Origin of the sequence: Allomuricauda sp. MMSF_3307 (assembly GCF_030733585.1) — a bacterium.
Lineage (GTDB): Bacteria > Bacteroidota > Bacteroidia > Flavobacteriales > Flavobacteriaceae > Flagellimonas.
Genome location: NZ_JASHIQ010000003.1, coordinates 351,138 through 364,544 on the forward strand (window position 1 = coordinate 351,138; position 13,407 = coordinate 364,544).

10 protein-coding genes and 1 tRNA gene are annotated in these 13,407 nt (G+C 43.9%); 10 read left to right on the forward strand and 1 reads right to left on the reverse strand.

The window, feature by feature from the left end; translation table 11 throughout:
* Nucleotides 1-5: 5 nt before the first annotated feature.
* The 10 genes from mraY (at nt 6) to RBB12_RS09955 (ending at nt 10,902) form a co-directional block, all read left to right on the forward strand.
* The gene (gene mraY, locus RBB12_RS09910; protein ID WP_293286899.1) at nt 6-1,226 is read left to right on the forward strand and encodes a phospho-N-acetylmuramoyl-pentapeptide-transferase; all 1,221 of its coding nucleotides are present in this window, start codon (nt 6-8) and stop codon (nt 1,224-1,226) included.
* 2 nt (nt 1,227-1,228) lie between these two features.
* A complete protein-coding gene (gene murD / locus RBB12_RS09915) occupies nt 1,229-2,563 on the forward strand; it encodes a UDP-N-acetylmuramoyl-L-alanine--D-glutamate ligase (RefSeq protein ID WP_306013574.1) in 1,335 nt (444 codons plus the stop codon).
* A gap of 3 nt (nt 2,564-2,566) precedes the next feature.
* Nucleotides 2,567-3,772, forward strand: a complete 1,206-nt coding sequence (locus tag RBB12_RS09920) for an FtsW/RodA/SpoVE family cell cycle protein (RefSeq protein ID WP_306013573.1) — start codon at nt 2,567-2,569, stop codon at nt 3,770-3,772.
* A complete protein-coding gene (gene murG, locus RBB12_RS09925; RefSeq protein ID WP_306013572.1) occupies nt 3,759-4,847 on the forward strand; it encodes an undecaprenyldiphospho-muramoylpentapeptide beta-N-acetylglucosaminyltransferase in 1,089 nt (362 codons plus the stop codon). Before RBB12_RS09920 ends, murG begins: the two co-directional genes overlap by 14 nt.
* Entirely contained in the window at nt 4,844-6,193 is a 1,350-nt protein-coding gene (gene murC, locus RBB12_RS09930) for a UDP-N-acetylmuramate--L-alanine ligase (RefSeq protein ID WP_306013571.1), read from the forward strand. The genes murG and murC overlap by 4 nt, the downstream gene beginning before the upstream one ends.
* Nucleotides 6,183-6,902, forward strand: a complete 720-nt coding sequence (locus RBB12_RS09935; RefSeq protein WP_293286909.1) for a cell division protein FtsQ/DivIB — start codon at nt 6,183-6,185, stop codon at nt 6,900-6,902. Before murC ends, RBB12_RS09935 begins: the two co-directional genes overlap by 11 nt.
* 3 nt (nt 6,903-6,905) lie before the next feature.
* On the forward strand, nt 6,906-8,240 hold the full coding sequence (gene ftsA, locus RBB12_RS09940) for a cell division protein FtsA (protein WP_179385201.1): 1,335 nt from the start codon (nt 6,906-6,908) through the stop codon (nt 8,238-8,240).
* Between the two features lie 27 nt (nt 8,241-8,267).
* A complete protein-coding gene (gene ftsZ, locus RBB12_RS09945) occupies nt 8,268-10,259 on the forward strand; it encodes a cell division protein FtsZ (RefSeq protein WP_306013570.1) in 1,992 nt (663 codons plus the stop codon).
* A 100-nt stretch (nt 10,260-10,359) separates the two neighbouring features.
* Nucleotides 10,360-10,812: a GatB/YqeY domain-containing protein gene (locus tag RBB12_RS09950; protein WP_179385199.1), complete on the forward strand. Its 453-nt coding sequence runs from the start codon at nt 10,360-10,362 to the stop codon at nt 10,810-10,812.
* 13 nt (nt 10,813-10,825) lie between these two features.
* Nucleotides 10,826-10,902, forward strand: a tRNA-Arg gene (locus tag RBB12_RS09955).
* 52 nt (nt 10,903-10,954) lie between these two features.
* On the opposite strand, the gene RBB12_RS09960 is transcribed toward RBB12_RS09955, so the two are convergent.
* On the reverse strand, nt 10,955-13,354 hold the full coding sequence (locus tag RBB12_RS09960; protein ID WP_306013569.1) for a hybrid sensor histidine kinase/response regulator: 2,400 nt from the start codon (nt 13,352-13,354) through the stop codon (nt 10,955-10,957).
* Nucleotides 13,355-13,407: the final 53 nt, after the last annotated feature.

A 13,407-nucleotide genomic window follows, 5' to 3' on the forward strand; every position in this document is an offset into this window, starting at 1 on the left:
AGTCCATGCTATACTATTTGTTCGAATATCTAGAGAAACAATACCAGCTTCCCGGAGCGGGACTTTTTCAGTTCCTCACCTTCAGGGCGGCCATGTCCGTGTTGTTGTCCCTATTGATAGCGATGGTCTACGGAAAGCGAATCATTGTTTTCCTTCAGAAAAAACAAATAGGCGAAAGCATTCGCGACCTTGGTTTGGAAGGGCAGCAACAAAAAGCGGGAACCCCTACCATGGGTGGGTTGATCATTATCATCTCGACCCTGTTGCCCGTGATTCTTTTTGCTGATATCAAAAATATTTATGTCATCCTTTTGATTGTAACCACCATTTGGATGGGCATTATCGGGTTTGTCGACGACTATATCAAAATCTTTAAAAAGGACAAACAGGGGCTGAAAGGAAGGTTTAAAGTGATGGGCCAAGTAGGTTTGGGACTGATTGTTGGGCTGACCCTCTATTTCCACCCAGAGGTAACCATCAAAGAGAAGGACACCACCACCATTACCAAGAGCTTTCAAGTAGAGCAGGTCTTTGGTAAGGAGACCAAAACACTCCGGACCAACGTCCCGTTTTTCAAGAACAATGAGCTTGATTATGCCGATTTCATTTCATGGATGGGCGAAGGAGCGGAAGACTATGCGTGGCTCATTTTTATTCCCGTTGTGATTTTGATCGTGACAGCCGTATCCAACGGGGCCAATCTTACGGATGGCATCGATGGTTTGGCGGCAGGTTCATCGGCAATTATAGTATTGACCCTTGGAATTTTTGCCTGGATATCAGGAAACATACTGTTCTCAGGCTATCTCGATATTTTCTACATCCCTCGGGTGGGGGAATTGGTGGTATTTATTGCTGCCTTCGCTGGAGCCTTGGTGGGCTTTTTGTGGTACAATACCTTTCCCGCACAAGTATTTATGGGAGATACGGGTAGTTTGACCATTGGCGGGGTCATTGCCGTAATCGCAATCATTGTTAGAAAGGAACTGTTGATTCCCATTTTATGCGGAATCTTCTTTGCTGAGTCCTTATCCGTAATGCTACAGGTGGGGTATTTCAAACATACCAAGAAGAAGTACGGAGAGGGCAAGCGCATATTCTTGATGGCGCCATTACACCATCATTATCAGAAAAAATCCTATCACGAGAGCAAGATAGTAACCCGTTTTTGGATTATCGGAATCATGCTGGCCATCATCAGTATCGTTACCCTTAAAATTCGATAACCATGGGTCGTTTGGTGATACTCGGAGGAGGAGAAAGTGGCGTTGGAACGGCCATTTTAGGAAAGCAAAAAGGATTTGAGGTCTTTGTTTCGGACAAAGGCGAAATCCAAGAAAAATATAAAGAAGTTCTTGAACATTTTGAGATTGAATGGGAATCTGGTGAGCATACCGAAGCCAAAATTTTAAATGCCGACCTGGTGATGAAAAGTCCAGGTATTCCTGATTCGGTGCCATTAGTAAAAACACTGGTCGAAAAAGGGGTGCCCGTGATTTCGGAAATTGAATTTGCATCGAAATATACGGATGCCACTTTGATTGGAATCACAGGAAGTAACGGAAAAACCACCACGACCATGCTTACCTATCACCTTCTGAAAAATGGGGGGCTAAATGTGGGTATGGCAGGGAACATTGGCGACAGTTACGCCAAAATGGTGGCCGAAAAGGACTTTGACCACTATGTGTTGGAGATAAGCAGTTTTCAGTTGGACGGTATTGTGGATTTTAAACCGCATATCGCCATAATCACCAATATCACGCCCGACCATTTGGACCGATATGAGTACAAATTTGAGAACTATATCGCATCCAAATGTAGGATAGCCATGAATCAAGATGCCAACGATTACCTGATTTATGATGCTGATGATGAAGTGATTCGGGAAGCATTGAAAAAACATCCTATTCAATCCAAATTGGTTCCCTTTTCGGTAAAGCAAAAACTGGAAGAGGGAGCTTGGTTGGAGGACAAAACGATAAAAATAAAATTAGAACATAAAACCTTGGAAATGAGTGAAGACATTTTGGCCTTGGAAGGTCAGCACAACGTAAAAAACACAATGGCGGCAAGTATGGCGGCCATGCTGGTGAAGGTCAGAAAAGAGGCCATTCGCGACAGTATTCAATCGTTTCAGGGCGTACCCCATAGATTGGAAAAAGTGTTGAAGATCAATCATGTGGAATACATCAACGATTCAAAAGCCACCAACGTAAACGCTACATATTATGCTTTGGACGGTATCAAAAAACCCATTGTTTGGATTGTGGGCGGAGTTGATAAGGGCAATGACTATGCGGAACTGATGCCTTTGGTGCGAGAAAAAGTTAAGGCCATTGTTTGCTTGGGCGCCGACAATTCCAAATTGATTGATGCTTTTGGGAATGTGATAGACCTTATGGTTGAGACCTATTCCATGCAAGAAGCCGTGAAAGTGGCCTATAAGATAGCGGAACGAGGTGATGCCGTATTGCTTTCGCCGGCATGTGCCAGTTTTGATCTGTTCAAAAACTATGAGGATAGGGGAGACCAATTTAAAAACGCCGTAAAAAATTTGTAGAACGTGTTCGCAATTTTCAAAAATCTGAAAGGTGATAAAGCCATTTGGGGAGTAGTGGCCCTCTTGGCACTTTTCTCATTTTTGCCCGTGTACAGCGCCAGTACCAATTTGGTCTATGTAAACGGGGATGGGACCACTTTTGGCCATTTGGTCAAGCATGCAGTGCTCCTGTTTTTGGGCTTCGGAATCATCTACGCTGTGCACAGGATACCTACCCATTATTTCAAAGGGCTGTCCATCATTGCCATGCCCATTGTCATCCTGTTGTTGATCTACACCTTAACGGTGGAAACCCGAATAGGTGGGGTAACGGCCAACCGGTGGATTAAGATTCCTTTGGTCGGGGTCAATTTTCAGACTTCCACTTTAGCATCGGTAGTGTTGATGATTTGGATTGCGCGATATCTAACAAAAATCAAGGATGTCAAAATCACCTTTAAAGAAAGTATTTTGCCGCTTTGGCTGCCTGTTGCGTTGGTGGTGCTATTGATTCTTCCCGAAAACTTTTCAACCGCAGCCATTATTAGCCTAATGGTATTGGTGCTATGTTTTCTGGGAGGATACCCCCTAAAATATTTGTTTGCCATGGTGGCTACTGGAATCGTATTCGCAGGAATGTTCCTGTTTGTACTGTTCAAGGTGCCAGAGGTATTGCCACAACGTGCTGGAACTTGGAAATCACGGATCGAAACCTTTGTCCATCCCGAGCAAGCGGATAAAGATGATCTGCACCAGTTGACCTTGGCCCAAATTGCAGTAGCTGAAGGTGGCGTAGTGGGCAAAGGAGCAGGAAAAAGCGTGATGAAGAATATGTTGTCCCAAAGTACATCGGATTTCATTTTTGCCATCATCATTGAAGAATATGGCTTATTGGGCGGGGGGGCTTTGCTCTTCTTTTATCTTTTATTGCTGTTCCGTATTGTGGTTGTGGCGCATTCGTCCAAAACGGTTTTTTCAAAATTATTGGTGATCGGCGTCGGGCTGCCCATCGTGTTTCAGGCGTTTATCAATATGGCGGTGGTGGTACAGTTGTTCCCGGTTACGGGTCAGCCGTTACCGTTGATCAGTATGGGAGGAACGTCCATTTGGATGACCTGCATGGCCATTGGAATTGTATTGAGTGCCAGTAACAAAAAGGAAAATCTAGAGGATCAATCCCATGGAATAGATGAAACAAACCCTTTAGAAGTATTGAGTGGACAATTATAGGTTTATACTTTCTGGAGGAGGAACGGGCGGACATATTTATCCGGCTGTGGCCATCGCAAACGAATTGAAGCGGAGATATCCCGATGCGAAATTCTTGTTTGTTGGAGCCAAGGATAAAATGGAAATGGAAAAAGTACCGCAAGCTGGATATGAAATCAAAGGCTTGTGGATAAGTGGATTACAACGGAAACTGACATTGAAGAATCTCATGTTTCCCTTTAAAGTGATAAGTAGTTTGTTGGAAGCGCGCAACATAGTGAAACAATTTAATCCCCATGTGGCCATTGGCACGGGTGGCTTTGCCAGCGGACCCTTGCTGCGAATGGCCCAAAGGGCTGGTGTTCCCTGCGTGTTGCAGGAACAAAATTCCTTTGCGGGTATCACCAACAAATTGTTGGCGGCAAAGGCTGAGAAGATTTGCGTGGCCTATGATGGGATGGAGCGATTTTTTCCAAAAGAAAAGATTGTGAAAACCGGAAACCCTATCCGCACGGATTTGGTTGCTGTCTCGAAAAATAAAGAAGAAGCACTTGATTTTTTTGGACTGAAAGGAGATAAAAAAACGGTATTGGTATTGGGTGGGAGCCTAGGAGCCCGCAGAATCAACCAATTGATAGAAAAGGAGCTCGATTTTTTTGCAAAGCAAAATCTCCAAGTGCTCTGGCAATGCGGCAAACTGTATTACGAAGCCTATAAAAAACATGATTCGGATACCGTAAAAGTTATGGCCTTTGTCAATCGAATGGATTTGGCCTACGCTGCTGCCGATGTAATCATCTCAAGGGCCGGTGCCGGTTCGGTTTCGGAACTTTGTTTGATGGGCAAACCAGTGATTTTTATACCATCGCCCAATGTGGCAGAGGACCATCAAACACAAAACGCAAAGGCCTTGGTGTCCAAAGACGCCGCCATCATGCTTAAGGAGGATGAATTGGATGCCGAATTTGAAACCAATTTTTCAAACCTAATGGGCTCCGAAGCCCTCCAGGAAAAATTGGGAAAGAACATTAGAAAAATGGCTATGCCCAAGGCTACGGAACATATTGTGGATGAAATAGAAAAGTTGTTGAAGTGAATTTGAAAGATATACATAGCGTTTATTTTATCGGAATTGGCGGCATTGGAATGTCCGCCTTGGCGCGCTATTTCAAATTTGTGGGTAAAGAGGTGGCAGGATATGATCGTACCCCAACGCCCATTACCGATGGATTGATGGAGAAGGGTATTTCCGTGCATTTTGAGGATAATGTCGATTTGATTTCCGATACCTTCAAGCACCCAAATACGTTGGTGGTCTATACTCCTGCAGTTCCTTCAAAGCATTCCGAATTCCAGTTTTACAAAAACGGAGGTTTCAACCTTAAAAAGCGTTCGGAGGTGTTGGGCATCATCACCAAGGATTCCTTTTGTTTGGCCGTTGCCGGTACACACGGTAAAACCACTACGTCCAGTATTTTGGCCCATTTGCTGAAGGAGTGTGAATTGCCCATGACCGCATTTTTGGGCGGTATTTCTGAAGATTTCGATAGCAACTTTGTGTTGGATGGCACCGAATATTCGGTAGTGGAAGCTGATGAGTTCGATCGCTCCTTTTTACGATTGACGCCAACGGTGGCCTGTGTCACCTCCATGGATGCCGACCATTTGGATATTTATGGCACCAAGGAGGAATTGGAGCATTCATTCCGTGAATTTGTGGATAGAATCAAGCCGGGTGGAAAGCTCTTCGTGCGCAAGGGACTTCCTTTGGAAGGAACCACTTTTGGCATAGAGGATGGTGCTGATTACTGCATAGAAAACATCAAAATTGAACATGGAGCCTACATATTTGATATCGTAACACCTTCCGAGGTTATCAAGGACGTAAAGTTCAACAAGCCGGGCAGACACAATCTGCTCAATGGATTAGCTGCTTTTGCGATGGCGGTGCAAACAGGTTGCCCACCTCACCGCCTTGCCAAAGCTTTGGAGACTTTCAAAGGGGTTCAGCGCAGGTTTTCATATCAAATCAAGGAAGAGGATTTTGTGTTTATCGATGACTATGCGCATCATCCAACGGAAATCAGTGCAGTGCACCAAGCGATTCGTGAAATGCACGCTGGGGAAAGGATAACGGTGATTTTTCAGCCCCATCTTTTTTCGCGCACACAAGATTTTGCAGATGATTTTGCGGCAAGTCTTTCCGATTTTGATGAAATCATCCTATTGGACATTTACCCGGCCCGAGAAGAACCTATTGAGGGTGTCACATCGCAATGGCTGTTGGATGAAATAGAAAACCCCAATAAAAAACTGATGTCGAAATCGGAATTATTGGAAGAGGTAAAGAACTGCAAAACAGGGGTTTTGGTTGCCCTTGGAGCAGGGGATATTGGAATGGAAGTGCCAAAAATCAAAAACATATTGGGTTATGCGCATTAATTGGGATTACATCAAACTCACATTTTTGTCGGTTGCCGTAATTGCGCTTTATGGGTTTGCTGACCAAAGAAACGAACGCAGAACGGTGCAGGGTGTGACCGTAAAATTTGTTGGTGAAAACAATTTGTACTTAACTGAAGATGCGGTTAATAAATTGTTAATACAAAAATACGGAGCCCTAGAGAATAGGCCCAAAGAACAGTTAGTTTTGAATAGCATAGAGGAGGTTATACTATCCAACGATATGGTCAAAAATGCCCAGGTCTATCTCACTGTAAACGGGGAACTTGTATCCAAGATTGTTCAGCGAAAGCCAATTGGAAGAATAGAAGGTGCCTCCAAATTTTATTTGGATGATGAGGGCAAACGCATGCCGTTGTCAAGATACCATTCGGCAAGGGTGCCCATCATTACAGGGAAAATCACAGGGAAAACCCTTGAGGACGCCTATGTGATTTTGGACTATATCAACAATGATGATTTTTTACGAAAAAATGTCATTGGGATACACATCGAGGATGAAAATAAATATCAGCTCAAGTTCCGCATGGAAAACTTTGTGGTGAATTTGGGCGGAGTGGACAATTTGAACAAAAAGTTCAAAAATTTTATGGCCTTTTATGCAAAGGCAGCCAAGGACAATTCCTTGGAGGATTATGCAACAGTGAGTTTGGAATTCAACAATCAAGTGGTTTGCACCAAAATTTAACGTATGGAACAAGGTAATTATTCAGTTGGGTTGGATATAGGAACTACCAAGATCGTGGCGATCATTGGTAGGGAAAATGAGTATGGAAAAATTGAGATTTTGGGCACCGGACGGTCTAAAAGCTTAGGTGTTCACCGTGGTGTGGTCAACAATATCACACAGACCATTTCGTCCATACAGCAAGCTGTGGAACAGGCCGAGTTGAATTCTGGCCTAAAAATCGGCTCCGTTGTAGTTGGCATTGCAGGCCAGCACATCCGAAGCCTACACCACAGTGATTACATCACCCGTCCCAACTCGGAAGAAGTGATAGACAACGATGATTTGGATAAACTGTGCAACCAAGTGTACAAATTGGTAATGCTTCCGGGTGAGGAAATCATTCATGTGCTGCCTCAGGAGTACAAAGTGGACGGTCAGTCCGAAATCAAGGAGCCCGTGGGAATGTACGGTGGTCGATTGGAGGCCAATTTTCATGTGGTGGTCGGACAAGTGTCCTCCATAAAAAATATTGGAAGGTGCATCAAAAGTGCTGGATTGGACTTGGGGAACATCACCTTGGAACCCTTGGCATCCGCAGACGCCGTATTGAGCCAAGAGGAGAAAGAAGCTGGTGTAGCCTTGATCGATATAGGTGGTGGAACCACGGATTTGGCCATCTTCAAGGACGGCATCATCCGTCATACCTCTGTTATTCCATTTGGAGGTAACGTGATCACCGAAGATATTAAAGAAGGTTGTTCCATCATCGAGAAACAGGCCGAATTACTTAAAATAAAATTTGGTTCCGCCTGGCCCGGAGAGAACAAGGATAATGAAATCGTATCCATACCTGGACTTAGAGGCCGTGAGCCCAAGGAAATTACCTTGAAAAACCTTTCGAAAATCATTCACGCCCGAGTGGTGGAAATCGTGGAGCAGGTTTATGTGGAAATCAAAAATTATGGCCACGAGGAACAAAAGAAAAAGTTGATTGCTGGTATTGTGCTGACCGGTGGGGGAAGCCAATTGAAACACTTGAAACAATTGGTGGAATACATCACTGGCATGGATACCAGAATCGGTTATCCGAACGAGCATCTAGCGGGAGATTCCGATGAAGAAGTGGCCAGTCCACTCTATGCAACGGCGGTCGGATTGTTGATGAACTCTTTGGAGGCCAAGAAGAAAAATAGAAAGGTGCAGCACCAAGAAGAAGAACTCAAGGAGGAAGAAGTATTGGTTGGCGAGGAAAACGAGATGGGAGCGAAAACCAATGCAGCTACCCATCCGGAGAGAAAATCCATTTTTGACAAATGGTCAGAAAAGTTGAAGGACTTTTTGGACAACGCAGAATAATAACCCCAATAGAGAAACACAACTGTCATGAGTAAGAACACTGAATTTGACAACATCGCTTTTGATTTGCCCAAGAACAAGAGCAACGTAATTAAAGTAATTGGAGTTGGTGGAGGTGGAAGCAATGCCATCAACCACATGTTCCAGGCCGGTATCAACGGAGTGGATTTTGTAATCTGTAACACCGATGCCCAAGCCTTGCAAAACAGTCCGGTGCCCAACAAAATCCAGTTAGGGGTATCCCTTACGGAAGGATTGGGTGCAGGGGCCAACCCAGAAATTGGGGAGCAGGCCGCTTTGGAAAGTATGGAAGATTTAAAGGCCATGTTGGAGCACAATACCAAAATGGCATTTATAACCGCCGGAATGGGCGGTGGAACCGGTACAGGTGCGGCTCCCGTAATAGCCAAGTTGGCCAAGGAAATGGATGTTCTTACTGTAGGGATTGTTACCATGCCGTTCCAGTTTGAAGGAGCCATGCGGAACAAGCAAGCACAGATGGGGATTGAAAAGCTTCGTGCCAATGTGGACTCCCTGATCGTCATCAACAACAACAAGCTTAGAGAAGTATACGGCAATCTTGGGTTTAAGGCCGGTTTCTCAAAAGCGGATGAAGTATTGGCCACTGCAGCAAGGGGTATTGCAGAGGTAATTACGCATCACTACACCCAGAACATTGACCTTAGGGATGCCAAGACCGTACTGTCCAATAGTGGCACTGCCATTATGGGCTCCGCGACGGCGTCCGGTTCTGCAAGGGCAACGGAGGCCATCATGAAGGCTTTGGATTCGCCATTATTGAACGATAATAAGATCAACGGGGCCAAAAATGTGTTGCTATTGATTGTTTCCGGTTCGCAGGAAATCACCATTGATGAAATCGGTGAGATCAACGACCATATTCAAATAGAAGCAGGTCACGGAGCCAACATCATCATGGGGGTAGGAGAAGATGAAAGCCTTGGTGAAGCCATTGCAGTTACTGTTATTGCGACAGGATTCAATGTAGACCAGCAGGACAATATTGTAAATACAGAGTCCAAAAAGGTGTTTTACACTTTGGAAGACGAACAAATCGCGGAGCAAGACTTGACACCTGAATCTACCTCGGTGCAAGAAGTCCAAACGGAAAAAGTACCGGCTCCACAACCGGAACCAACCCCTCAGCCAGAACCGAAAGTAGTGAAGCATACCTTGGAAATGGAGGAGGAGAAGGTAGCACCAAAAATACCATCAAAGGATCCTGATCTGATTCCGACCACGAGCTATATCAGAAACTTCAATGTGTTCTATGAGGAAGTAGTCGCAGATAAGGTGGAGGATGATTTTGTTATTATAGAGGCAAAGAATGTCATCAATAATTTTGATGTGATAGATGCCGAAGTGGTACCATCAAAGAGCAACGAAGACCAGTTTACGCTTAGCTTTGATATGCCTTTGAACAACGAAACCGAGGAGTCGGATGAAAAGGAACATACCGTAACCTTTAATCTGGATGATGATGGTTTAGGGGATGTAGAGGTAAACGACTACGTAGAGGTAAAACCTGTTTTGGAATACAAGAAAGAGGGCGAGACTAGATACGACCTCCAAGAGTACATGGAATTGGAGGAAAGGTTGACGGGCGCCAAATCCAAAGCGGAGACCCACGAGCCAAAATTAGTGGAGAACGAGCTGGTTTTTGAGAAGAAGACCGTGAAAGTGGAAGAGGGCGAGGGTCCTGGAAAAAACGAGGAAACCATGGATAGCCTTGACCCCATGAACAGTTCCATCAGCGATATCTTGAAGAACCGTGCCGATGAGCGCAGAAGAAAACTGAAAAACTTTAACTATAAGTTCCAAAACAACAGGAGCAGTATAGACGACATTGAAAAAGAGCCTGCTTACAAAAGGCAAGGAGTGGACCTGAATGATGTTCCAAAGGAACAGAAAGTCTCCAGGACCACTTTGGGAGAGGATAGTAACGATGATTTGCAATTGCGCTCCAACAACTCTTTTTTGCACGATAATGTTGATTAGTAGTGTTTAGATTAACATCCATTTTTTATGGAAAGCATAAACCCGAAGGTGACCATACTTTCGGGTTTATTTTTTATCTTCGCGCTCTAAATAAGAATACATGGGTTTGCAGGATAAGGTAATGACAGAAATGAAGGCCGCGATGAAGGCAAAGGATACTGTTGCCTTGGAAGCATTAAGGGCCATTAAGTCAGCTATTTTACTGGCCAAAACCGATAAAGGTGCTGGAGCGGAGTTGTCCGAAGAAGATGAGATAAAATTGGTTCAGAAATTGGTAAAGCAGCGGAAAGATAGTGCTGTAATTTACCAAGAGCAAGGTCGTGAGGATTTGGCAGAACCAGAATTGGCTCAGGTTGCCGTGATTGAGAAGTTTTTGCCAGAGCAACTTACCGAAGAAGAAATCGAAAAAGTGGTGGTACAGACCATCGATTCGGTCGGAGCATCGGGAATGCAGGATATGGGCAAGGTAATGGGAATTGTTTCCAAAGAATTGGCCGGGCAGGCTGACGGGAAGACCATTTCAGCCATTGTCAAGGCAAAATTGAGTTCATAGTTTAAAAAATATTGGCCCAGTAGTTCAACTGGATAGAATATCAGATTTCGGCTCTGAGGGTTGGGGGTTCGAATCCTCCCTGGGTCACCACAAAAAAAGCAAGCTTTAGTTTTAAGCTTGCTTTTTTTTGTTTTTGGAAGGTTTAAGCCACCTTGTCTATGTGCGTATCGGGCAGTATACTTTTCTGCATTTTTGCCAATAAACGGGGTCCATTGACGGGTTTTGTCAGTAAGTCGTTGGCGCCTAGTTCAAAAATCTTCTTGCGGGTTTTTGCGGTGTTGTCGGCTGTCAATACAATAATTGGAATTTCAGGTTCACAGGCAGCTTTTCCGCTTCTTATGATGGACGTGGTCTCAAAACCATCCATTTCGGGCATTTGTAGATCCATCAAAATAAAATCAAAGCTTTCTTTTGTGAGCAGTTCAAGTGCCTCTTTACCATGGTTGGCAATGTACAGCTTCGCTTTTGGCCAACTCTTTTTAAAGAGCAGTTTTACCACGGTTTGGTTCATTTTGTTGTCCTCCACCAATAGCACACTACAGGCTTTTGGTTCCTCTGGACGGATACTTGTATTGGGTACAATGTCCAAAATCTCTTCATCTTCCTCAATTTCAAAATTCAGATTCAATTTACAGATGGTACCCTTAGGTTCATTGCTTGCAAATTCAACCGTGCCCTCCTGTAGATCAACATAGGTTTTTACGATATAAAGCCCTAGGCCCAATCCACTAAACTCCCGCTTGTCCATAAACGATTTCTTGGTGAACGATTCAAATACCGTACTCATTTTTTCCTTGGATATACCAATCCCCGTATCCTTGATGGTAAACTGAAGCGACGTCCGATTACCTTTCTTGTTACAATCAATGGCTATCTCCACACCGCCTACGTTGGTAAACTTAATGGCATTGTCCAATAAGTGATTTAGGATTTGGGTGAGTTTGGCCTTATCGCCTACGATTCGGGATGGTAAGCCTTCATCCACAGAGCTTTTAAATTCCAATCCTTTGGCAAGTGCTTTCTTTTGCTGTTGATCTAGTATTTTCTGCAAAGCAGGTTTTAGTTCAAAGGGTACCTCTTTGAGTTCTTGGTCTCCCTTTTCGATAACGGTAAAATCCAGAATGTCTTCGATATGCCCCAAAAGGTTCTTGGACGAGTTCAGAATCATTTTGCATTTTTCTTCAAGTTCCTTATCCTGTTTTTCCTCTTTGAGGGAAGAGGCTACCGCCATGATCAAGTTTAACGGCGTTCGCAATTCATGGCTGATATTGGATAAAAAGGACGATTTGATTTGGTTCATATCTTCCGCTCGTTGCAGTGCCAATAGTTGGTTTTGCTCATTTTGCATCCTGAGGTCCCTGATTCTATTAATCATGGAAATGGACAGAAATGCGATTTCCAATCCAATCCCAAATTTGGCTCCATTACTGGTAAGGAATGAATTTTCGATGGCATTGAAATTGTTCAGGATAAAAACGATAAACCCTATAAGCAGGAAGGAAATACCTATGATGAAATAAGGATCAATTTTTACTTTTTTGATTTTCAACACCACTATGGATATAATCATGTGGGCCAAAACCAAGATGCCCAATCCGTTGGCCAAGGGATAACAGTACTCAAATGAGGGGGCAAAGGCCAATAGTGCGAGCCCTATAATCAATGAAAAGGCCAATATGTTGTTGGCGATGTGCAATGCAGGGCTGTTCTTTTTCAAATCGAGGTAGGCCCCACCGTACTTCCCAAAAAAGAAGAGTGAAACAAAAGCGGTGAACAGTACGGCCCTATCGGACAGCCATCCACCTTGTGGGGTAAAATATTGATGAAAAAAACCATCCAATGAAAATTGCATCAATGCGATAAAAAGCACATAGAGTGGATAATACAAAAACGCCTTGTCCTTAAGTGCAAAAAAGAAAAATAGATAAATGATGCAGGCGAGAATCAAAATCCCATAAAAGAAACCGTAGAACACCTGTTCTTTATAAGTGAGTTCAAAAAAGCTGCTGTCTGAGTAAAGTCTCATAGGAAGCATGACCACCTCGCCGTCGCTCTTGAGGTGTAGGTAAGCTTCTACCTTTTCATTTGGCCTTAATCGTATATCAAAAATTGATTTCCGATGTTGGACACTCTTTTCTTGAAACGGAACCTTATCACCGCTAATTTGCTTTCTTACCTTGCCGCTATCATCCACCAAAAAGAGTTCAACAACATCTGTAATAGGTCTGGCAGTTTCCAAGTAATAGTTGCCAAACTCCTCGGTTGGGTTGTCCAAGGTGAACTGTAACCAGTAATGCTCATTGGAAAACCCGAGGTTTTCTTTTACATTGGATAACGGGATAAATTCACTGTTGCCAAGTTTCCTGACCTCCTCAAAACTATAGGCATTTTGCCCAGCCATAAAAATGGAGGTGTGTGAACGAAGGGAAATAATATCGGAATCGATTTTTTCTGGATGCAGTTGTGCATTGCAGACGAAGGACCATAATAAAAACAGGACCGAAATACCAGCATAGGATGTTGGGGGAGTTATGCGGTGCATGAAGTAGGCTTTTTAAGTCCGCCATTGGGATAGCGAACATATTTCGTTATTTG